Annotated in this window: 22 protein-coding genes and 1 tRNA gene; 11 read left to right on the top strand and 12 right to left on the bottom strand. The window is 62.5% G+C overall.

What is annotated here, in order from left to right:
• The first annotated feature begins 32 nt into the window (after window positions 1-32).
• On the top strand, window positions 33-2,447 hold the full coding sequence (locus MMG94_RS07560; protein WP_016920306.1) for a TonB-dependent receptor: 2,415 nt from the start codon (window positions 33-35) through the stop codon (window positions 2,445-2,447).
• Window positions 2,448-2,481: 34 nt separating this feature from the next.
• The gene (locus MMG94_RS07555) at window positions 2,482-3,219 is read left to right on the top strand and encodes a YkgJ family cysteine cluster protein (protein WP_016920305.1); all 738 of its coding nucleotides are present in this window, start codon (window positions 2,482-2,484) and stop codon (window positions 3,217-3,219) included.
• Between the two features lie 66 nt (window positions 3,220-3,285).
• Here MMG94_RS07555 and MMG94_RS07550 read toward each other — a convergent pair whose 3' ends face one another.
• The 4 genes from MMG94_RS07550 to MMG94_RS07540 all read right to left on the bottom strand — a co-directional run bounded on the left by MMG94_RS07550 (window position 3,286) and on the right by MMG94_RS07540 (window position 6,988).
• On the bottom strand, window positions 3,286-3,603 hold the full coding sequence (locus MMG94_RS07550; RefSeq protein ID WP_016920304.1) for a hypothetical protein: 318 nt from the start codon (window positions 3,601-3,603) through the stop codon (window positions 3,286-3,288).
• Between the two features lie 255 nt (window positions 3,604-3,858).
• On the bottom strand, window positions 3,859-4,791 hold the full coding sequence (locus MMG94_RS07545; RefSeq protein WP_016920303.1) for an efflux RND transporter periplasmic adaptor subunit: 933 nt from the start codon (window positions 4,789-4,791) through the stop codon (window positions 3,859-3,861).
• Window positions 4,788-4,997 (bottom strand): DUF1656 domain-containing protein, encoded by a 210-nt coding sequence (locus tag MMG94_RS22110; RefSeq protein ID WP_016920302.1) that lies wholly within the window; start codon window positions 4,995-4,997, stop codon window positions 4,788-4,790. The genes MMG94_RS07545 and MMG94_RS22110 overlap by 4 nt, the downstream gene beginning before the upstream one ends.
• Window positions 4,994-6,988: an FUSC family protein gene (locus MMG94_RS07540; RefSeq protein WP_016920301.1), complete on the bottom strand. Its 1,995-nt coding sequence runs from the start codon at window positions 6,986-6,988 to the stop codon at window positions 4,994-4,996. Before MMG94_RS07540 ends, MMG94_RS22110 begins: the two co-directional genes overlap by 4 nt.
• Window positions 6,989-7,096: 108 nt before the next feature.
• Between MMG94_RS07540 and MMG94_RS07535 the strand changes: the two genes are divergently transcribed.
• Both MMG94_RS07535 and MMG94_RS07530 read left to right on the top strand, forming a co-directional pair.
• Window positions 7,097-7,747, top strand: coding sequence for a TetR/AcrR family transcriptional regulator (locus MMG94_RS07535; protein WP_016920300.1), 651 nt, complete (start codon window positions 7,097-7,099; stop codon window positions 7,745-7,747).
• On the top strand, window positions 7,744-9,216 hold the full coding sequence (locus MMG94_RS07530; protein ID WP_341870810.1) for a TolC family outer membrane protein: 1,473 nt from the start codon (window positions 7,744-7,746) through the stop codon (window positions 9,214-9,216). The genes MMG94_RS07535 and MMG94_RS07530 overlap by 4 nt, the downstream gene beginning before the upstream one ends.
• Before the next feature lie 159 nt (window positions 9,217-9,375).
• Here the strand turns inward: MMG94_RS07530 and MMG94_RS07525 are convergent.
• Together MMG94_RS07525 and MMG94_RS07520 are read right to left on the bottom strand one after the other, a co-directional pair.
• Window positions 9,376-9,451, bottom strand: a tRNA-Lys gene (locus MMG94_RS07525).
• A 115-nt stretch (window positions 9,452-9,566) separates the two neighbouring features.
• Window positions 9,567-10,124, bottom strand: a complete 558-nt coding sequence (locus tag MMG94_RS07520; protein ID WP_016920298.1) for a hypothetical protein — start codon at window positions 10,122-10,124, stop codon at window positions 9,567-9,569.
• A 263-nt stretch (window positions 10,125-10,387) separates the two neighbouring features.
• Between MMG94_RS07520 and mdh the strand changes: the two genes are divergently transcribed.
• The 3 genes from mdh to MMG94_RS07505 all read left to right on the top strand — a co-directional run bounded on the left by mdh (window position 10,388) and on the right by MMG94_RS07505 (window position 12,601).
• Window positions 10,388-11,350, top strand: coding sequence for a malate dehydrogenase (gene mdh, locus MMG94_RS07515; protein WP_016920295.1), 963 nt, complete (start codon window positions 10,388-10,390; stop codon window positions 11,348-11,350).
• A gap of 60 nt (window positions 11,351-11,410) precedes the next feature.
• Window positions 11,411-11,914: a YcxB family protein gene (locus MMG94_RS07510; protein WP_016920294.1), complete on the top strand. Its 504-nt coding sequence runs from the start codon at window positions 11,411-11,413 to the stop codon at window positions 11,912-11,914.
• A gap of 66 nt (window positions 11,915-11,980) precedes the next feature.
• Entirely contained in the window at window positions 11,981-12,601 is a 621-nt protein-coding gene (locus MMG94_RS07505; RefSeq protein ID WP_016920293.1) for a carbonic anhydrase, read from the top strand.
• A 76-nt stretch (window positions 12,602-12,677) separates the two neighbouring features.
• Here MMG94_RS07505 and MMG94_RS07500 read toward each other — a convergent pair whose 3' ends face one another.
• The 6 genes from MMG94_RS07500 to MMG94_RS07475 all read right to left on the bottom strand — a co-directional run bounded on the left by MMG94_RS07500 (window position 12,678) and on the right by MMG94_RS07475 (window position 16,000).
• The gene (locus MMG94_RS07500) at window positions 12,678-13,196 is read right to left on the bottom strand and encodes a hypothetical protein (RefSeq protein WP_154419951.1); all 519 of its coding nucleotides are present in this window, start codon (window positions 13,194-13,196) and stop codon (window positions 12,678-12,680) included.
• Window positions 13,197-13,331: 135 nt separating this feature from the next.
• The gene (locus MMG94_RS07495; RefSeq protein ID WP_016920290.1) at window positions 13,332-13,574 is read right to left on the bottom strand and encodes a hypothetical protein; all 243 of its coding nucleotides are present in this window, start codon (window positions 13,572-13,574) and stop codon (window positions 13,332-13,334) included.
• A gap of 321 nt (window positions 13,575-13,895) precedes the next feature.
• Complete coding sequence (locus MMG94_RS07490; RefSeq protein ID WP_016920288.1) at window positions 13,896-14,303, bottom strand: DUF1398 domain-containing protein; 408 nt, start codon at window positions 14,301-14,303, stop codon at window positions 13,896-13,898.
• 32 nt (window positions 14,304-14,335) lie between these two features.
• On the bottom strand, window positions 14,336-14,791 hold the full coding sequence (locus tag MMG94_RS07485) for a MarR family winged helix-turn-helix transcriptional regulator (protein ID WP_016920287.1): 456 nt from the start codon (window positions 14,789-14,791) through the stop codon (window positions 14,336-14,338).
• Between the two features lie 87 nt (window positions 14,792-14,878).
• Window positions 14,879-15,232 (bottom strand): ClpX C4-type zinc finger protein, encoded by a 354-nt coding sequence (locus tag MMG94_RS22105; protein ID WP_016920286.1) that lies wholly within the window; start codon window positions 15,230-15,232, stop codon window positions 14,879-14,881.
• Between the two features lie 114 nt (window positions 15,233-15,346).
• Window positions 15,347-16,000, bottom strand: a complete 654-nt coding sequence (locus tag MMG94_RS07475; protein WP_026016306.1) for a glutathione S-transferase family protein — start codon at window positions 15,998-16,000, stop codon at window positions 15,347-15,349.
• A 306-nt stretch (window positions 16,001-16,306) separates the two neighbouring features.
• Here MMG94_RS07475 and MMG94_RS07470 point away from each other — a divergent pair, with 306 nt between their 5' ends.
• The 4 genes from MMG94_RS07470 to MMG94_RS07455 all read left to right on the top strand — a co-directional run bounded on the left by MMG94_RS07470 (window position 16,307) and on the right by MMG94_RS07455 (window position 20,617).
• Complete coding sequence (locus MMG94_RS07470; protein ID WP_016920284.1) at window positions 16,307-16,693, top strand: VOC family protein; 387 nt, start codon at window positions 16,307-16,309, stop codon at window positions 16,691-16,693.
• A gap of 410 nt (window positions 16,694-17,103) precedes the next feature.
• Complete coding sequence (gene sucC, locus MMG94_RS07465) at window positions 17,104-18,294, top strand: ADP-forming succinate--CoA ligase subunit beta (protein ID WP_016920283.1); 1,191 nt, start codon at window positions 17,104-17,106, stop codon at window positions 18,292-18,294.
• 160 nt (window positions 18,295-18,454) lie between these two features.
• Window positions 18,455-18,706, top strand: a complete 252-nt coding sequence (locus MMG94_RS07460; RefSeq protein WP_016920282.1) for a hypothetical protein — start codon at window positions 18,455-18,457, stop codon at window positions 18,704-18,706.
• Between the two features lie 144 nt (window positions 18,707-18,850).
• Window positions 18,851-20,617 carry a tetratricopeptide repeat protein gene (locus MMG94_RS07455; protein ID WP_016920281.1) on the top strand — a complete coding sequence of 589 codons (1,767 nt, stop codon included), beginning with the start codon at window positions 18,851-18,853 and terminating at the stop codon, window positions 20,615-20,617.
• Window positions 20,618-20,666 lie beyond the last annotated feature (49 nt).

The following is a 20,666-nucleotide window of genomic DNA, read 5'->3' as shown; positions in this document are numbered from 1 at the left end:
ATCGATGTGAGCAGGCATTGGGGGATCCGGCCATGTACCGCGCCACGCAAGTCAGCAAGACGAAAAGACAGTCGGCTTTGAGGGTCGGCGTTTCCATTCCGCTGCTCATTCTGCTCGCGCATGACGCGCTGGCGCAGACCCCGCTCCCGGCGATCGAGATCGGGGCGCGCGGCGCAAATGCGGGTGGCGGACGATCTGGCGCCGACGGCCGCGCCGCGCGTTCGGTTCCGGTAAGGGCGGCGTCTGGCTCGGAGGCCGCGTCCATTCCGCAGCAGACAAAGCTCGTCAGTCCGATCGGCGGCGTCGCGCCCGACTCTCCTTCCACGACCTATCGAGTCGATCCGCGCGGCGCTCAACTCGCGACCGGCTTGGGCGGAACGAATCCGCTCCGCGCGGTCGGTTTTCTACCTTCGGTCGACGCGCCGGCCATCGATCCATATGGCTTGGCGAATCTTCCTGGCGGCTTCAAGGGCATTCGTATTCGCGGCGAGGTGAGCCAGCACGGCAACAGCATCACGCTCGTGGATGGATTGCCGATAAACGGCATCAATCCCGGCCCCGGCTCCACAATGATGATCGATCAAGAGAATTTTTCGTCGATCGATCTCTATCAGGGACCCGTGCCGGCGAACGTCAATAGCTATTTCACGCTTCCCGGCGTCATCGACACGCGCCTCAGATGGGGCTCCGATAAATTCGGAGCGGAGATTTCCCAATCGGCTGGTTCAGCGAGCTTCCTGCGCACATTCGCGCGCATCGATTCCGGCGCCTTCCTGAACGGCACGACCAAGGTCTTTCTATCGGGGTCCTGGACGGACGCCCACCAATGGCGCGGCCCTGGAATGGCGCCGCAAGGCAAATCGGGTTTCGCCGTCGGCATCCAGACGAACCCGACGGACTTTCTTGAAGCCAAGCTTTTCGTCGCCAAAAGCAGCTACAATGCGAATACATATGCCGGCCTCAATTATAGTCAGGTGCAGAACCTCAGCGCGTATCGCTATTACAACTTCTTGCCGATCTCGAGCGCGATTCCGTCGCTCGCTGTCAACTATTACAATTACAACACGCAATCGTTCGACAGCTGGACGGCGCTCGGCGAATTCACGGTGAAAGTCGGCGATGTGGCCCGCGTCGTCGTCAAACCCTATTATTTCCGTGAGGACGGAAATTATCTGGACGGCATGGCGAACGGGATGGTTCGCAACTGGCTCATCCACCATGACAGTTATGGCGTCACCAGTGAGATCAAATCTCGAATCCTCGAAACCGATCTGACTGTCGGTCATTGGTTCGGCGTGCAGAACCTCCCCGGCCCGCCGACGGCGTGGCAGATGTCCGCGCCGAACGTTCTCGGGGGAATGACCAATCCGAACTGGGCGATCCTTGCGTCCCAGACCAGCCCGCACGTCAATAATTCCGTCTACGGGACCGCCAGCCGCGATTTCGGCGCGCTCCATGCGACGGCGGGGATTCGCTACAATTGGGAGACATTCGCCGGAATCAACGAGATGACCGCCACCGGCCTCGGCGCGTTTCCCTACAATATGGCGCTGGCTCTCTCGCCGAGCGTCATCCCTTCCCGCAGCGTCAACAGCTTCACGATCGGCACTGTCCTTCCGTTCGGCGCGCTGGCCTATGACGTCAACAAGGACCTGCAACTGAGGGTCAGCGCCGGCGGCGGATATGGCGGGCCGTCATTCGACGTATGGCCGGCTTATCAGCAAAATGTCGCGACCTTCCAGAGGAACGGCATTTCCGCGAACCAGGTATGGCAATCCTTGCGGCCGGAAACCGCCGCGATGGTCGACGCCGGCGCGAGATGGTCCTTCGCCAGCTGGGCTGGAAACGGCTTCCTGGCGCCGACGATTTATTATTCGAGGAACTACAACAAATCGGTTGTTTACGATCCCGGCATCGGCGTCGCCTACGGCCAGAACAACGGTCAAAGCGAGAATTTCGGCTTTCAGGGGATGGGGCAGATCACCCCGGTCGAAGGGATCGATCTCTTCGGGACGATCGGCTATCAGCGCTCGCTCTTCCTGCAAAATCTGCAAACTTTGGCGACCGCGCCGCTTCTGACGTTGCTCAATAACCGTGTCGCCGGGCGCCAGCTTCCGGACGTGCCTTACTGGATCTCCACCGCCGGCGCCAATGTTCGTTTCATGGGCTTCGTCTTCACGCCCATCGTTCACGTCGTCAGCTCGCGCTCGGGCGATACGACGGGCTATCAGCCGATTTCCGGTTATGCGACGCTCGATCTCAATTTCGGCTATGAGCGCAAGGTCGCCTTCGGCGTCTTCAACGCAAGTCTGTCGGTGATGAACGTGTTCAACACGGCCTATATCGGCCAGATCAGCAATGGCTACTATCAACAGACGTCCAGTTCAGGCATTTATTTCCCTGGCGCGCCGCGCACCGTCGTCGCGAAAATCGGGTATAAGTTCTGATAGGACGTTGGGAGGCGGCCGAAAGAGACTGAAAATGAACGACCGCTCTGGACCTGCTTCCTTCTTCCGGGAAACGACCCGGGCCTTCGGCGCGACAATCGCGACGCGCCGCGGCCAGTTCGATCTCGTCGCCGCGCTTTGTGCGCAGGCGTTCGATCTTTTCGAGAAAAATGCGGCCATCCAGGCGGAGGGCGCGCCGCAGATCGCCTGTAAGGGAGAATGCGCGGCCTGCTGCCGGCTGCGCGTGGTCGCGACCGCTCCGGAAATTTTCGTTCTGGCGCGTTTCGTGGAGGTCAATGCGAAAGCCTTCGAAGCGCGCGGCGTCATGCTCTCCCAGCGCATCGCCGATACGGCGCTGACCGTCGGGGACCTCGATGAAGCCGACCGGATGGCCGCCAGGCGCTACTGTCCTTTTATCGAGAACGATCTTTGCCTGGCCTATCGTTTGCGGCCGCTCGCCTGTCGAGGCCATGCCGCGCTTGACCGGCAAGCTTGTATTTCGGCCGCTGACGGCGGCGGTGAGGACGCGCCGGTCTCGACGCCGCATCTCGTCGTGCGTAGCCTCGTGCAGAACGCCATGATGAACGGCCTGCGTCAGGCCCGATTGGCTTGGGGGCTGTATGAACTGACGCGGGGCCTGAAAATCGCGATCGACTCTCAGGGCGTCATCGACGCCTGGCTCCGGGGCGCCGATCCATTGGCGCCCGCGGCGATCCCCGATTTTGACGCTGCGGAAGCTGCAGCGATGTTCGACGGGCTCCAGCCTGCGTAAAATGCGACGGAGACATCTATGTCGGCGTCTCGAGCGGCGGCGGCCGCAATGGCCGCCGCCGTTTAATCAATGCGACTGAGCTTTCAACGCATCCAATTGCTCGGCGGTCAGGCGAAACATGCCGCGCCCGCCGGCCCGCGCCTGAAAGCGGTCGCTCGCTCGCGCGCAAAGCTTTTTGAACCAGGCGTCTTTGGAGACATCCGGCGGGCAGGCGGAGATTTCCCACACCGTCCCGTCGGGTCTGAACCGCACATGGATCAGAACCGAGCCGCCGCCGATTGCGACCCCTTCAGCGACAGGATCGGAAGCCTTTTCGTTCTCAAAATGGGGGGCGACCCCTGTTTGTACGACGTCCACATTCATTTCCAGATTCGTCTCGGCCATGGAAACCCTCTTTATATTTATATTTCCGGGGACATGAGAAAAGCCGGTCGATCTACATCGAGGCCGTCTCATCGTTATATATACAGAACATATATCGCTTATAAGCTTGCGTTCGGCAAGCGTTAAAATCGCCGCTCGCCGCTACTGATGCGCCCGCCCGGGAGTGTGTCTTATCGTCTCAGAATCGGGCGATTCCGGTTTGAAGCGTGATACAAAATGCTGGCTGAAGGCGGCCCTGCATCTGTAATCAGGACGTTACTGGCGTGCGGATCCTGCGCGGGAGAAAAACGAGAAGGTTGCGTTTCCTTCCTTGTCCGGCCCGATGACGACCGTCGCTGTCCGGCCCGCCACGAGCGGGACATCCGGGGGCGGCCGATCGAGCGCGATGCGGACCGGAACGCGCTGAGCGAGCCGCACCCAGTTGAAGGTAGGGTTCACATTAGCCAAGAGATTGACGCCGCTGCTTCTGTCGCGGTCCTCGATGCCGGCCGCAATTCCCTCGACATGGCCGAAGAGCGCCCGCCGCTCGCCCATCAGATGCACGGCGGCGCGATCGCCCACACGGATCATCGGAAGCTTGGTTTCTTCAAAATAGCCGTCCACATGAAGGCTATCCTCATCGACAAGCGCCGCGATCGCCTTGCCGGCGGTCACATAGCTTCCTGGCCGCAGTTCGAAATTCGTCATGGGGCCATTCACGGAGGCGCGCACCTCCGAGCGCTCGAGATTGAGGCGGGCGAGATCGCGCTCCGCAAGCGCCTGTTCATAGACGGCCTGCGCCTGAGCCTGCTGGCCGGTGACGTTTTCGAGCTGCTGTTTTGAAACGGCGATGTTATTCTTGGCGTCGAGCGTGCGGTAGCGCTTGAAGTCCTGTGACGCGACCTCCAGCGCCGCGATGCGGTTGGCGACGGTCGCCTCCGCCTGGCGCAATGCAAGCTCGAAACGCTTCCGGTCTATGCGGAAGAGAATGTCGCCTTTTCGAACGCGCTGATTGTCGTGAACCAGCACTTCGCTCACAAGCCCGGAGACGTCAGGCGCGACGGCGACGACCTCCGCGCGAACGCGGCCGTCGCGCGTCCATGGCTCCTCTTCATAATAGGCCCAGAGGCGCCAACCAACGAAGATCGCCGCCGCGGTCAAAGCCGTGGTGAAGAGAAACCCGATTAGTTTTGCGATCGCCGCCTTCAAAACGATGCCTCCGAAAGAATGTGCAAGAGTGCGCCGAGGAGGCAGACGAAGATGGCCAGAGCAGCCAAGCTTTGATGCCACAGATATCTATAAATTCCCAAAGCGCCCAACATCCTTCTCACGAGGGATGCGAGGATGTAAGCGATGGGCGCGCATACCAGAAGGCTTGGCGCATAGAGCCCGAAAAAGCTTATTTCCGGATTCACGGGACGCCTCCTGAACTGGCGATTTGCAGGGGCTCCGCTTCGGGGAAGAGGCACCGGCGCAGACCCAAAAGCGCGAGTAGCGCCGTCCTGTCCGCAGGATCATTGGGACTCAGGGCTCGAATGGCGCGATTAAGCGATCCAAGTTCGCGCTGGTCGAGGGGCGCATGCCGGCGGTAGCTCTTTCGCAGTCGTAACAGGGCCGCATCGAGCCGCCGGCGCGCTTGAGTCGACAGACCCGCGCGCGCCCTGCGGGCTTCCACCATGTTCAGCCCCGCCCGCAATTGTCGCATGGCGTCGGGCATATCTTCATCAGCGGATTGAACGATGGGCGCGACCGTCGACAGCCTGTCGAACATCAGCGCCAGCAGATAGGCGTCGTTGCGCCGGCCTCTTATATCGGCGACTTCCGCGAGGCTGCGGTTATTCGCTCGAATGAACTGAGCGAGACGCCATTCGGCGTCGATCACGCGCAACACGGCCGTCGTCGCGGCCGCCATCGCCATGCCCGTGACCATTGCGAGGCCGGTATTCAGAAAGGCTTGCGCGTTTACCTCATAAGCGCCTTGCAGCGCCAGGGTCGTAGGCATGAGAATGCCGAGGGCGACGCCGATCACGAATGTCTTCGGTTCCGCGATCAGCAGTCCGAAGACGAGCATTGTCGGCGCAAGAGCGAGAGCGAGAGTCTCGAAGCTATGCGCCTTGGGCAGGATAACGAAGAGATAGACGCCGGCAATGGCGACGGCGACCGCGCTCCAGACCCCGAATTTCCGGATGGACGGCACGGGATCATCCTGCGTCGCGAAGAGACTGCCGGCGACCGCCGCCATCATCGCGGCGGCGGCCCCGTCAGGCCAGCTTGTGAGAATCCAGAAGGCGCAGCACAAGATGAGCGTTGACGAGAGCGTAGCGGCGGCGATGAGCGCGCGCGCATGTTCGTCGTGGCGAATGCGCGATGCGTCGACGTCGATCGGAAAGACGAGCGGGATATTGGCGCCTTGCCTGTCTGAGGCGAGGGCTCCGACCAGGGCGCTATTGTCCGCAAAGAGCGCGGCAAGGTCGCGCAGGCGAATGGCAAGGTTCAACTCGACGAGTTCGCCCCACGACTTCACGTCGCCCAAAGCCGTTATGTAAGCCTCTATTGTGCATCTCGCTGCAGCGCTTGCGCCGCTCGAACTCGTGAGCGCGCTCTCGACGCGCGCCAGCAAAGACGCCATCCGGGGCGACGGTCCGCCGAGCCCCTGAAGCTCGTATGTCAGGTCTCTGATCGCCGAGATCGCCGCCAATGTCATGAGCATGCGCGGGACAAGGCTTTGAACCAGGGGGAGGGACACGCGGTCCGCCGCCGGCTCGAAGGGTAGATGCTCCGCGAGCGCTTCGATTTTCGTCGTGTCGCCAGCGAGTCGCACCCAATGCGCCTCTCTCAGGCTTGCATCTGTCTCGCGCAATGCGTCGAACGCCGCAATCCTCGCGTCCGCCAGCCAAAGCATCGCGCGTTCCGCCACGGCCGGCCCGACGCTGCGCGGGAAAAGAAGGCTCGACGTCAATGCGGCGCAGAAGATCCCGACAAGGATCTCCTCGGTTCGCGCGAGCGCGAGGTCGAAGATTTCGCCCGGCGCGTCGACGGCGGGGAAGCCGATGATCGCGGTCGTATAGCCCGCGAGCATGAAGGCGTATCCGCGCGGCGTGCGGTCCAGGACCGACAGATACAGGCAGAGTCCGGACCAGAAGGCGACAGCGAGCACGAGAACCGGCGGCGCGTTAACGAGATTTGGAATGAGCAGAACCGCCATTGCGGCGCCGGCCAACGTCCCGATCGCCCGGTAGAACGACTTCGAAAACGTCGCCCCCATCAGCGGCTGCGACGCGATGTACACCGTCGCAAGCGCCCAATAGGGCCGCGGCAAATCCTGCCAGAAGGCGATCGCCAGCGAGAGGACGCCGGCGATAAACGCCTGGATCGAGAAAAGCCAATGTTCGCGGCGCGGCGGCAATTTCTTCCTTTGGCGACGATGAGGGGCGCCGCCAGTCGCGCCGCCAGGCCACTTGATTTTATAAAAATGACCGTTTAGTCATCTCATGTCAAGAGACGGAGAACAACAGTGGCGGCGACCCGTCAACAGCGAAGCGAAGCGCCAAAAATTCAGCAGCGCAAGAGAAGCCCGAGCGTCGAGAAGACGACGCAGACCCGCCACATGATCGTCTCCGCCGCGCTCGGGGCGTTTCTCGAAAGGGGATTTGCAAGCACGACCATGGAAGCGGTCGCGCGGCGCGCGGGCGTCGCAAAGGGCACGCCCTACCGATATTTCCCGACGAAGGAAGCATTGTTCGAAGCTGTTGTCCGGCAGGAGATCGCCAGCGCGGTCGTCGATGTGAACGTCGCCAATCGGGCGCCGGGCGAAACAGTGGGCGCTTTCCTCAGGCGTACGATGTCGCCTGCGATGGAAGCGGTCGAGCGGCAGGGCCGCGCGGCGCTTGCGCGGCTCGTTCTCACGGAGGGCGTGCGATTCCCGGTGCTCGTTGAAATCTACCGTCGTGAAATGTTCGACCCTCTCCTGAACCAGCTTCGTCATTTGGTGAGATTGGCGAAGAAAGACGGAGAGTTGAAATCCGATACGCTGGCGAGCCATCCCGAATTGCTGATTGCGCCGGTTTGGTACGGCATTGTGCATAACGGCCTGCTCGACAGGTCACAGCCCCTCGATATCGGCGCGCTATTTCAGGCCAATCTCGATCTCCTTTTCGATCGGTGAGGCAAATAGAAGCCGTCGTGAAAAACAGGCCGGGAACCGCGCGCACGAATGTTTCAGCAAGGCGCCCATTCCTGTCCGCCGTTCTCCTCGGCGGTTTTGTCCTCGCCTTTGATGTCCCGGCGGCTCACGCAGAAAGTCTCTTATCGGCTTTGGCGCGCGCCTATGTCGGCAATCCCGATCTGAACCAAAACCGGGCGAGCGTTCGCGCGCAAGATGAAGAGGCGCCGAAAGCGCTCGCGGGTCTCCGACCCAAGGCCAGTTTCCAGGCCATTGCGGGCGCGCAGACCGGCGCGGCGAAAATCCTTGCCGGTCGTTCTGCAATAACGGGGCAACGTCAGTTTTTCACCGACGAATTTATCAGCTATCCCCGTGGAGCGACGCTCGCCGTTTCCCAGACCATCTTCGACGGCGGCCACACCGAAAGCGCCTTCAGGCAGGCGGAATCGAGCGTTCTCGCCGCGCGCGCGAGATTGCGCCTCACGGAACAGGCGGTCCTTCAAAAAAGCGCGGCAGCCTATATGAACGTTCTGCGCGATTCCGCGATAATGAAGCTGCGTATGAACAATATATCGGTTCTGGAGCAGCAGCTCAGAGTGACCGCCGATCGGTTTGACGTGGGCGCAGTAACCGAGACCGACGTGGCGCAAGCTCAGGCGTCATTGGCGCAGGCGCGATCGGCGTTATACGCCGCGCAGGCGCAAATCAAGACAAGCGTCGCCGCCTATCGCCAGATCATAGGGGACGAGCCGCGGCGTCTCGAACCCGCGCGCTCAGTCGAATCCTTGCTCCCAAGGCTCTTAAACGAAGCAGTCGCCGTGGCGCTTGCCGAGAATCCAGGCGTGGCGGCGGCTCTATATCAGGTGGACGCGGCTGAGCAGGCGGCCAAGAAGGCGGAAAGCGTCCTCTCTCCAACACTGTCCGTTAGCGCGCAGATCGTCAACCAGCACGATTCTATCATGGGAATTCCGGGCTCACGCCAATTTGCCGCCGCCGTGATTGGCCAGCTTAACGTGCCTCTCTATCAGGGTGGAGGCGAATATTCATCGATCCGCCAGGCCAAGGAGCGACTGGGGCAGGAGCGTTTGAACGCGGACGTCCAGCGCGACAGCGTGAGAGCCAGTGTCGTATCAAGCTACGGGATGCTGGAAGCGGCGAAAGCGTCGTTGATTTCCGGGCGGGCAACCGAAATGGCGGCGGAGACTGCGCTGATCGGCGTGCGAGACGAGGCGAGGACGGGAAAACGTACGACGCTTGATGTCCTGAACGCGCAACAAAGCCTTCTGAACGCACGCGTCGCGATAGTCGTGGCGCAGCGCGACGTCGTCGTCGCTTCTTATGAAGCGCTAAGCGCCGTCGGCGGGCTCACGGCGCGCAGCTTGAATCTCGATGTCCCCATCTACGATCCAAGGCTTCATTACGAACAAATAAGGACGAAATGGTTCGGCGTCGACGCGCCGGCATTCCGTTAGAGCGGCTTCGGGATCTGGAAGAAGGCGTAGCCGTCAATCGCGTTTCGGCTCCAGTTCTGGAAAATCGCTCCGCCGAATGATTTCTCTCACCGTGGCGACGCGAAACGCCCGGCAGGGGTCCAAGACCCCGCCATCTCGTCGCTACGTCCTTGATTTTATTGGTGGGCGCACAAGGGCTCGAACCTTGGACCCGCTGATTAAGAGTCAGCTGCTCTACCAACTGAGCTATGCGCCCGTCCGGCGGACGCCGTAGCGCCCTCGGAACGGGGGAGCGAATATCAAATGCCCGCCCCCCTGTCCAGCCGGGATATGCATTGTCGGTCAAATTTCCGTCGTACGGCCGGAAATCCTCACTTTTGCGCCGGCCAGCCGTGGATCGCCTTGGCTTTCGTCACGAGTTCGGCCCAGGGCCCCCGGTAGGCCGCGCCGGCTTCGGGGATCGGAGCGGATTGTTTTTGGGCGCAGATTTCCTTGGCCGCGGGGGATTTCGGGCCGTCGACGAAAAAATAGACGACGTTGAGCTTCAGCGCCGAGTAATTCTGATTGAGAATGTCGCCGCGCTTGAGGACATTCGTGCCCCATACGGGGCTCTCGCCTTCCTGCGGCCGCGTCCCCGGCCTGAAGCCGTAGCCATAATCGCCCTCTCCCTTGACGAGGTCGAAGCGGACATAGCAGAGTTCGCCCTTGGGCGGCTTCGGCAGAAAGACGAGCTCCCGCGTCACGACCGCGTCCTGATTATTGTATCGGACGGTTGTGTCGACGGGGTAATGCCAGACGTCCACCTGCTCGAAATTCTGCGCCAGCGCGGCCTCGTCGGGGTCACCCGCAGCCGCCGGGCCAGCCGAAGCGGCCGACGCGGCAATGAGCGCCAGGACGCCAAAACGCGCGCATAAAGTGAATTTTCCCATATTCGGCCCTCCAGACGCCAGCGCGTCGCCTGGCTAGGCAGGTGGGAGGCGCCGTCGGCGCGCGCAACCCCTGCGACAATTGCGAACATTTGCGCGACATTGAGGCGCCTATGGGCGGCGCCACGGTTTTGAGCGTTTTGGCGCGAAGGCGCGCGCCCTGATCCTGCTAGGCTTTCCAAGCGCGAAAAAGCAGACGACGCGTCTTCCATCTCGCGCGAAACCGCGCTAGCAGTTTCAAGGAGGATCCCAGCACGAGATACATTATGTCGCGAAAGAAAATCGCTCTGGTCGGCGCCGGCAATATCGGCGGAACGCTCGCTCACCTCGCCGGCCTGAAAGAACTTGGCGATATCGTTCTGTTCGACATCGTTGACGGCGTTCCTCAGGGCAAGGCGCTCGACCTCGCCCAATCCTCCCCCGTCTCCGGTTTCGACGCGACGCTCTCCGGCGCCTCCGACTACGCCGCCATCGCGGGGGCGGACGTCGTGATCGTCACCGCCGGCGTGCCGCGCCAGCCGGGCATGAGCCGCGACGATCTCCTCTCGGTCAATCTGGGCGTCGTCGCCAAGGTCGGGGCCGGCGTCAAGCAATATGCGCCGGGCGCCTTCGTCATCTGCATCACCAATCCGCTCGACGTGATGGTTTGGGCGCTGCAGAAAGCGTCGGGCCTGCCCGCGAATCGCGTCGTCGGCATGGCCGGCGTGCTCGATTCCGCCCGCTTCCGTTATTTCCTCTCCGAGGAGTTCAAGGTCTCCGTCGAAGACGTTTCCGCCTTCGTGCTCGGCGGCCATGGCGACGACATGGTTCCTTCCGTGCGTTACTCGACCGTGGGCGGCGTCCCGCTGCCCGATCTCATCGCCATGGGCTGGACCACCCAGGCGCGCATCGACGCGATCGTCGAACGCACCCGCAAGGGCGGCGGCGAGATTGTCGGTCTGCTCAAGACCGGCTCCGCCTATTACGCGCCGGCCGCCTCCGCCATCGACATGGCCGAGAGCTATCTGAAGGACAAGCGCCGCGTGCTTCCTTGCGCCGCCTATCTCGACGGCGAATATGGCGTGAAGGGGCTCTATGTCGGCGTGCCGACCATCATCGGCGCAAATGGCGTCGAGAGGGTGATGGAAATCAAGCTCGACGCGGCCGAGCAGGCCATGTTCGACAAGTCGGTCAACAGCGTGAAGACGCTGATCGAGGCGGCCAAGGGCCTCAACAAGGACTTCGCCTGAGCCCTTTCGAACGGAGTTGGCGCGCTTATATCTGGTCGGCTGTCCGCCAGGGAGCCGCAGATGCGCGAGCGATTTTCCTTTTCCATCCGTTTTGACGACGCCGACATGCGCGCCGCCGTCAACGCCTTCGTTTGGCGCGCGCTTTTTCTCGAAAAGCCGCTGGGGGCCGTTCTGCCGCTTGCGCTCCTTGTCCTTTCCTGCGTCGGGCTCGCTTATTCGGGGGATGCCGAGGACGCTGCGCTGCTCTTCTTCGGCGCGGCGGCGCTTCTCGCCATCTTCGTCGGCGCGGGCTGGCGCATGCAGCAGCGTATGATGCGCGAAAAGGTCGAACAGGCGCGCGGCCATCTCTCCAGCGCGCGGCTTTTCGACGAGGGCGTCGTGATCGACGCCGGCGGCGCTGCGCCGCTCCTGCCCTGGAAGTCGATCAAGGCCGTCTGGCCCGGCGATCGCGTCTGGCTGCTGATCGTCGCGACAAACCACTTCATCGCGCTTCCTGTCGAGCGCGCGCCGAAGGCGGCCCTGGATTTTCTCGCCGCGCAAGTCGAGGCGGCGCAGGCGGCTTGATCTGGTCCGCCCCTTGCTCGACACTCGAATCGGCGTAGCCAGTCGCGGGAAGGGAAGCGGGCGTTCATGGCGAAACACACGATCGACCATCTGCTCAGCGGCAACGTGAAATTCAGGGCCGACGAGTTCGAGCCGCACGCCTCCTACTACCAATCCATCGCCCAGCGGCAGACGCCGAAAGTGCTGTGGATCGGCTGCTCCGATTCGCGCGTGAGCGAAGACGTGATCACGGGCTCCAAACCCGGCACGATGTTCGTGCATCGCAACGTGGCGAACATCATCGCCTTCAACGACGTCAATGTCGCGTCGATCATCGAATATGGCGTGGTGCATCTGAGGATCGAGGACATCATCGTCTGCGGCCATACGCGTTGCGGCGGCATTGCGGCGATCGAGGACGGCGTGCATGAGAATTACATCGCCGACTGGCTGTGCATCGCGAGCGGCGCCAAGGAAAGAGCGGACAAGATCGCCAAGGAGCAGAAGCTCTCGCGCGAACAGAAGCTCGAAGTGCTGACCGCGGAAAATGTGAAATTGCAGATCAAGCATCTGCGCAGCCTGGCGCTCATCCGCAACATGCACGCCGCCGGCCCGCTGCCGCGCATTCACGGCTGGCTTTACCGGGTGGAGACAGGAAAGATCGATGTGCTCGTCGATGGCCGCGCCGGGCGCGAGACGGCGGCGTAGGGGCGAGTTCTCTGGCTCGTTTCGAAGCAATCCCGTCGAGCGTCGACATCCTCCTCTCGGCAGGAGGGTAGGGACCCTACATCCCGCCATCCGCCGTATAGACGCCGCTGCGCGGGCAGAGCATGTCGCGGACATCCATCCTGACGAATTTGGCCGCCTTTTCATCGATCCGCCAGGCTTCCTTCGCCGGCAGCCGCTCGCCCTTTCCCGACGCGTCGAGCACGCCGACAATCATATCCTTCGTGTCGCGTCCCCTGATCCGGCAGGAGCCGCTAAAGGCCGGCGTCGTCTTCGAATGGGGTGGGAACGCAATGACGTCGCGAATGATCGAGCCTTTGTCCAGCATCAGATATTCCTGCCCGCAGAGCCGCCATGAAATCGCATTCATGTCGTCGGCGACAATGTCGGCGCCCAGATGCTCGAGTCGAAGATGCTTGTACGCCGCTTCCGTCTTGACGACAGGCGCGTTCGACTCGCGCTGTCCGACCAATGCTTTGGGAATATCCGCGCCGCATCGGATTTGCGCGAACTGATCCGCCTGCGCGCCGGCGCCGGACAGCAATAAGGGGAAGAGGATTGCGATAGGCCTACGCATTGAGGCGATGTCCTTTCCGGCGTTTCGCGGCGCGCGTCAGCCGCATTCCTCCTCGATGAGCCGGCTGTTCACCCAGCCTTTTCCCGCGGGTTTGTCGAATTCGTAACCGCCGGGGCGAAACCGCCCGCCTTTCGACTAGGTTACGAACATCCAGCCATTGCGACTTTCGATTGTGGGATCGCCGAGCACCTCGTCGGCGTGCGTCATGCGCCCGACAGTGGCCGCCTTGGGATCGGGCGCCGCGCGCAACGCGACGAAGCCGTCGGCGGTGCGTTTGACATTGCAGAATTCCGTGGCCGAAGCGGCTTGCGCAGAGACGAGACAGCCGAACAATAGCACACAGCGCATCAAACGCGCGGTTGGATAATGAAGCGCCATCGAAGACCTCTTATGTTCGGACGCATGTTTGGATCGCTTCCGCCCGTGAGTATGTGCGTCAGCGCGCGGGCTGAACCGGGCCTGCGTTTGACACTCGCATCACGGCGCCCCCCTGCCCCTCCCCGCGAGGGGGAGGGATGATGCGGCGCCATTGCAGATCACGATCAAGATACGTCTCGACCGGCAAGATAAGCGCCTCGACCATGATCCCGAACGGCGCCATCCCTCCCCCTTGCGGGGAGGGGCAGGGGTGGGGCGGCGCCGCTACAGAAAAATCTCGGACGAATTCCCCAATCCCCGCCGCCTCTCGAGCTATCGGGTTCATCCTTGCCGAGGGAAATGTTCCACATGCGTCTCGGCCGCGCGACCGAAATATACGGCGCGGCGGCCGGGGAACGACACGACATAGCCGGCGCAGCCGCCGGCCATGACCTTCTCGCAAAAACCCAGATAGGCGTAGTTCGGAGCGGACTGTTGCGCCTCCCGGATCGCCGCCTGCAGAGCCGCGACATTCAGCGTGGCGGCGATCGGCGCGTGATGGCGATGCGTCGGAAGGACGACGCTTTCGCCGTCCGGCAGGTAATAGGTCGCTGTCGCGCGGCGGAAGTCGATCGCATAGCTTTCAAATCCCGCCTCCATCAGCCTCTCGACGATTTCCGGAAAATTCATGCCGTCGCTTTCAGCCGCGCGCAAACAGCTTTCGGCGATTTGAGACAAATGAGCGTCCATTGGTTTTCCTTCGCATGAAGATGGAAAGGCGGTCAGTCGAGGGGCATCTTGGTCAGGCCGAGCCGCGCGACGGTCTCGCTCAGAATCCGCTTGAGCGCGCGCCTGTCGGCGGCGGAGAGATGCGCGAAGCATTCGATTTCGTTTTTGTCGGCGAGCGCCGCGAGCGCCGGCGCGAATCGGGCTCCTTTGGCCGTCAGCCTCAGCGTTTGCGCGCGGCCGTCCTCTGCGCTGGCCTCGCGAATAATGAGCCCCTTGGCGATGAGGCGGTCGGCCAGTTTGGTAACCGCTCCCCGCGTCAGGCTCATCTCCTGCGCCAGCTGACTGGGAGCGCATGGCTTCCTTTCGTACAACATGCGCAACAGCCCCCACTCGGCGACCGTCACGTCCTTGTCGGCGAGCTTTCGGGCGAAGCCGTGCGACACATGATTTGAAACCTGGCGCAGCCAGTAGCCGAGGTGGTCCGTCAGTTCCGGAACGCGGGTCGACATGAAGAAGACGCCTTCATCTGATTTCCTAGGAAACTAGATGGGTGTAGTTGCGTAGTCAACTAGATTTGAGTCGAGACGGCCTGTCGTCTAGGAACCGAACCGCTCCCAGGCGGTCTGGCGCGATACGCCGAGCTTTTCGCCGATTCTGGCCCAGCTGATCTCCCGCGCCCTGAGCGCGTCGACGACTTCGCCAAGATGGCGGCGATGCGCTTCCGCGGTGGCGTTCAGCGGACCGAGCACGTCGAGCAGTCTCTCGGTCGGCCAGTTGGTCGGCTCGAAGTCCCGAGGCAGCGCCGCCTTTCCGCTCATGAAGAGACGACAGGCTTCGACGCATGCATCGCAAATATGGACGCCGCCGGGACCGGCCGCCAGCTTGGCGACGTCATGTTCGGACTTTCCGCAAAAGGAGCAGCAAAGGGCTCTTTTGAGAGACGGTTTCATCGCGGCCTCCGTCAGGACTATCCTGACTGTAAGGGGCCTCCTGACTTTTCGTCAAGGCGCGCCTGACGAGCATTCGCCGGAACGGCGGACAAGGAGGTCGTTTAGGACGGAAATTCAACCGGTCGGCGGCCCACCGGCATTGACCGCCAATTGAGTGGCGAAAGCGCGTTTATAGGCGGGCCGCGTTTCGTTGCGGGCGAGATAGGCGGCCAGATTTGGGAACGCGTCCAGCATTCCCGACGATTTCAGTCTGAGCAGCACCGACGCCATCATGAGGTCGCCCGCGCTGAAGGCGTCGTCGAGCCAGTCGGCGTCGCCGAGGCGCGCGGAAAGTTGTTTCAGCCGGACGCGGACGCGCTCCTCGACCAGAGGCGAGCGCTCGTCGCGCCAAGGCTTGTCACCCTCAAGGAGCCTCGCGGTTGCAAGTTCGAGGATCGGCGGCTCCACCGTGTTGACTGCGGCGAACATCCAGCAGATTGCCCGAGCCCGGGCATTGGCGTCATCGGGCAGAAGACCCGCATGGCGCTGCGCGATATGGAGGACGATCGCCCCTGTCTCGAACAGGACGAGATCATCTTCCTCGTAAGTCGGAATCTGCCCGAAAGGCTGCCGCGCCAGATGCGCGGCTTCCTTCATCGCCTGAAAGGAAACAAGGCGAACCTCGTAGGGTTGAGCCACTTCCTCGAGCGCCCAGCGAACGTGCATATCGCGCGCCAATCCCCTGCCGCCGTCGGGCGATCGTTCGAAGGCGGTGATTGTGATGGTCATTGTGAGGATCTCGGCAGCCGGAATCTTCGGCTGCGGTTCGGGCGGGTCGCCGAGCGCGCTTCTCGCCATATTCTCATTTGGCGGCTGCTGTCGCCATCCCAGCGGCGAAAGCGAGCCAGACTGAAAACGTCATCTTGAAGCTCCACGCTCAGGACGCGCCTGCGCCTCAACGCCGCGAGGTTCTTTTGACCTCAACGGAGCCGCGCTTACGCATCAGATAACTTTTTGCTCGAGGCCCCTCCAATTTCGTCTGGAACATAAAGAGAACATCGTTATAATGACCGGGCCGGATCGGGGGAGGGACCTATGCGCCTGGGCTATGTCATCATTTACGTCTCCGATCTTGAGGAGACGGTCGCCTTTTATGAAAAGGCTTTCTGTGTTTCTCGCCGATTTTTGCATGAAAGCGGCTATGCGGAAATGGAGACCGGCGCGACGGCGCTTGCTTTCGCCTCCGAAAAACTGGCCGCCGCGAATGGCGTCGCCACGCGGCGAAACCGGCCGGACGCCGAAGCGGCGGGAGCGGAGATCGCTTTCGTCTCCGACGACGTTCCGGCCGCTTTCGCCAAAGCGGTTGCGGCCGGCGCCGCGGCCTATAAGCAGCCCGAGAAAAAGCCTTGGGGACAAGTGGTCGCCTATGTTCGGGACAATAACGGGTTTCTCGTCGAAATCTGTTCGCCGGCCGGCGTCTGAGAGCCGCCATGGCGTCAAATCAGGGCAAAGTCGACTTCCGCCTTGAACAAATGCGGGCGGGCGCCGTTCCGCGCGGCGCGCTTTGGAACGCGCCGTCTATAGACACAGCTTCTCGATTGTTTCGAAATGCCATTCCGCGCCGCCGCGCCGCATCTCGACGCCGTCCTTCCCATCCATGAAGACGATCTGCTCTATATGCGCGGCGCCGAAGAGAGGGAATGCAGGTCGAAAGAAGGCCCTCGGGTCAGTGCTTCCCCGCGACCACCCGCCCGCTTGACGCCGCCGCCATGGCATGGCCATTAAGCCCGCAAGCTGCTTTCCGCTGCGGAGCGCATTCTCATCGCAAAAAACTGCGATTTTGCGGAATGCGTTCCAAGGCGCGCTGATTGCTTCGAGGGAGAGCCCACCGCATGAACATCCATGAATACCAGGCCAAAGCCATTCTGCGCGATTTCGGCGCGCCCGTCGCCGCAGGCTTTCCGGTCCTGAAGGCCGAGGAGGCTGCTGCGGCGGCGAAACAGCTTCCCGGCCCGGTCTATGTGGTGAAGGCGCAGATTCACGCCGGCGGCCGCGGCAAGGGCAAGTTCAAGGAAGAGGCGGCCGGCCCGCAGGGCGGCGTGCGCATCGCCAAGTCGATCGAGGAGGCGGAAGCCTTCGCCAGGCAGATGCTCGGGCATACGCTGGTCACGATCCAGACCGGCGAGACCGGCAAGCAGGTCAACCGCCTCTATATTGAGGACGGCGCCGCGATCGACAAGGAATTCTACCTCTCCATGCTCATCGACCGCGCGACCTCGCGCATCGCCTTCGTCGTCTCGACGGAAGGCGGCATGGACATCGAGGAAGTGGCGCACTCCACGCCCGAGAAGATCGTCACCTTCTCGGTCGATCCGGCGACGGGCCTCATGCCGCATCATGGCCGCCATGTCGCCGACGCCTTGAAGCTCGCCGGCGATCTCGCCAAGCAGGCCGGCGCGCTGGTCGAGAAGCTCTACGCGGCCTTCGTGGCCAAGGACATGGAGATGCTCGAGATCAACCCGCTGATCACGACCAAGGACGGCAAGCTGCGCTGCCTCGACGCCAAGGTGAGCTTTGAGAACAACGCGCTCTACCGCCATCCGGAGCTGATGGAGCTGCGCGATCTCTCGGAAGAGGACGAGAAGGAGATTGAGGCGTCGAAATACGACCTCGCTTATATCTCGCTCGACGGCAATATTGGCTGCATGGTCAACGGCGCCGGCCTCGCCATGGCGACCATGGACATCATCAAGCTCTATGGCGCCTTCCCGGCGAACTTCCTCGACGTCGGCGGCGGCGCCACTGCGGAGAAGGTCACGGCGGCCTTCAAGATCATCACCGTCGATCCGAATGTGAAGGGCATTCTCGTCAACATCTTCGGCGGCATCATGCGCTGCGACACCATCGCGGAGGGCGTGATCCAGGCCGTGAAGGAAGTGGGCCTGAAAGTGCCGCTGGTCGTGCGCCTCGAAGGCACCAATGTCGATCTCGGCAAGAAGATCCTCAGCGAATCGGGCCTGAACGTCATCCCCGCCGACGATCTCGACGACGCCGCGCAGAAGATCGTGAAGGCGATCAGCTGATCGGGTAGCGCCGCTTTGCAGAGCTTATGAATCCCGGCGGCGGAGCGATCCGCCGCCTTATTTTATTCAAACTGCGCCGCGGCCATTTGCCGGCCGCCAAGAAATTCAGGCGTAACCTCTTCCGTGCACGCATGATTTGCGTGAATCGAGGAGTTATTCCATGTGCCGTCTCGCCATTGCCGCCATCTTCATTTTCGCTTCCGCCGCCGTCGCGCAGGCGCAGGCGCTCGGGGATACGAGCGGCCTTTCCTGCGGCCAGTTCAAAAAGAGCAAGGACGGAACATGGCGCGCCAAAGGCTGGATGATCCTGCCCTGCGGGGTCGCGCTCTCGCCGGGCACGCCTTTCATCGAGGGCGCCAATCTGTGCGGCCGCGACCTTGCGAGCGAACTCGACGACGCCTGCGGCGGGTGACGGGCGGGCAGGGCGTTTCCGTCTTGCAAGGCGCTCCCAAAACCGCCATCTTTACGCGCGAATCTGGACATTCCGGCCACTCGTTCCGGCGGACCCGCTGCGTCCTGCGCATAGGCCTCTCCGCCCTCGTCTAGGAAAGCGCCTTTGCCTCATCTCGTCCGCCCGCTCGCTCCGGTGTTTCGCCTGCTGTTGCGCGGCGGCCTCGCCTTCGCCGCGCTCGGCGCTTTTCCGCAGGCCAGCTTCGCGCTCGCCCGCGAGGGAGGCCTCGCGGTCGCGCGGCCTTTCGAGGTCGGCTCCAGCCTTTCCGGCAATTATCTCGCGGCCATCGTCGCCGGCGCGGAGCGCGACACGCTCGCGGCCTCGACCTTCTTCCGGGAGGCCCTGCGCGACGACCCCAATAATCAGGACCTCGTCGACCGCGCCTTCGTCGCGGCGCTGGCCAATGGCGGCATGCCGGAGGCGGTGTCGCTGGCGCCGCGCGTCATCGCCCATGACAAGGGCAACGGCCTCGCCCATCTGACCAGGGGCGTCGACTTCATCAAGAACCGCCGCTGGGCCGCCGCCCGCGCCGAACTCTCCAAAGGCGGCGGGGATAAGCGCCGCGACATCACCTCGACGCTTCTCGTCGCCTGGACCTATGCCGGCGCCAAGGATACGCGCAAGGCGCTCCAGACGCTCGATCAGCTCAATGACGAGGCGTTCGTCGTCTTCCGCGACTATCACGCGGCGCTGATCGCCGATATGGGCGGCGACAAGGCGGAGGCCGAAAAGCGCTTCAAATCCGCTTATGCCGCCGAGAAGAACACGCTGCGCCTCGTCGACGCCTATGCGCGTTTTCTCGCGAGCCGCGGCCAGCGCGACGAGGCCAAGAAGCTCTATCTGGGTTTCGACGAAGTGGCGCCCGGCCATCCGATCATCGTCGCCGGCATCGCCGCGCTCGACGAGGGCAAGCCGCTTCCGCCCTTCGTGCGCACGCCGGACGAAGGCGCGGCCGAAGTGCTGTATGGCCTCGGCGCCGTGGGCGGCCGTCAGGGCGACGAACTCGCCTCGCTCATCTATCTGCGTCTCTCTTTGGCGCTCGCGCCGGAGAACGCCCTCGCCATCATCACGCTCGGCGACGTCTATGAGCGCATGAAGCAGGAAGAGACGGCGATCGACCTCTATGACAGCGTGCCGAAGGACAGCGCGCTGCGCGTCAACGCCGACGTGCAGGCGGCGCTGCTGCTCGAGACGCTCGGCAAATCGAAAGAGGCGACCGAGCATCTCGCGGCCGTCGTCGCGGCGAACCCGAAGAATCAGGAGGCGCTCACCGCGCTGGGCAATCTGCAGCGCGCGCGCAAGCTCTTCCCCGACGCGGCGGCGACCTATTCGCGCGTGATCGAGCTGCAGCCCAAGCCCGAGAAGAGCCAGTGGCTGCTCTATTATTATCGCGGCATCGCCAATGAGCGCCGCAAGGAATGGAAGGCCGCCGAGGCCGATCTGAAAAAGGCGTTGGAGCTCAATCCGGACCAGCCTTTGGTGCTGAACTATCTGGGCTATAGCTGGGTGGATCAGGGAACCAATCTCGACGAAGCCTTCAAGATGCTGCGCCGCGCGGTCGATCTGCGCCAGCGCGACGGCTATGTCGTCGACAGTCTCGGCTGGGCCTATTACAAGCTCGGCCGCTATGAGGACGCGGTGCGCGAGCTGGAAAAGGCGATCGACCTGAAGCCCTCCGACCCGGTGATCAACGACCATCTCGGCGACGCCTATTGGCGCGTCGGCCGCAAGCTCGAAGCGCAATTCCAATGGAACCATGCGCGCGATCTGAACCCGGACCCGGAAGACCTGCCGAAGATCATGGACAAGATCAAGAACGGCATGAAGGAGCAGCCGGAAGTGGCGGGGAATACGACGAAGACGGGGGGGTAGGGACGCAGGGTCCCGCTCATTCGGATAATGCGGCTGGTCATTGCAAGCG

The sequence above is a fragment of the Methylocystis parvus OBBP genome, from assembly GCF_027571405.1.
Lineage (GTDB): Bacteria > Pseudomonadota > Alphaproteobacteria > Rhizobiales > Beijerinckiaceae > Methylocystis > Methylocystis parva.
This window is presented reverse-complemented; position numbering and strand designations above follow the sequence as displayed.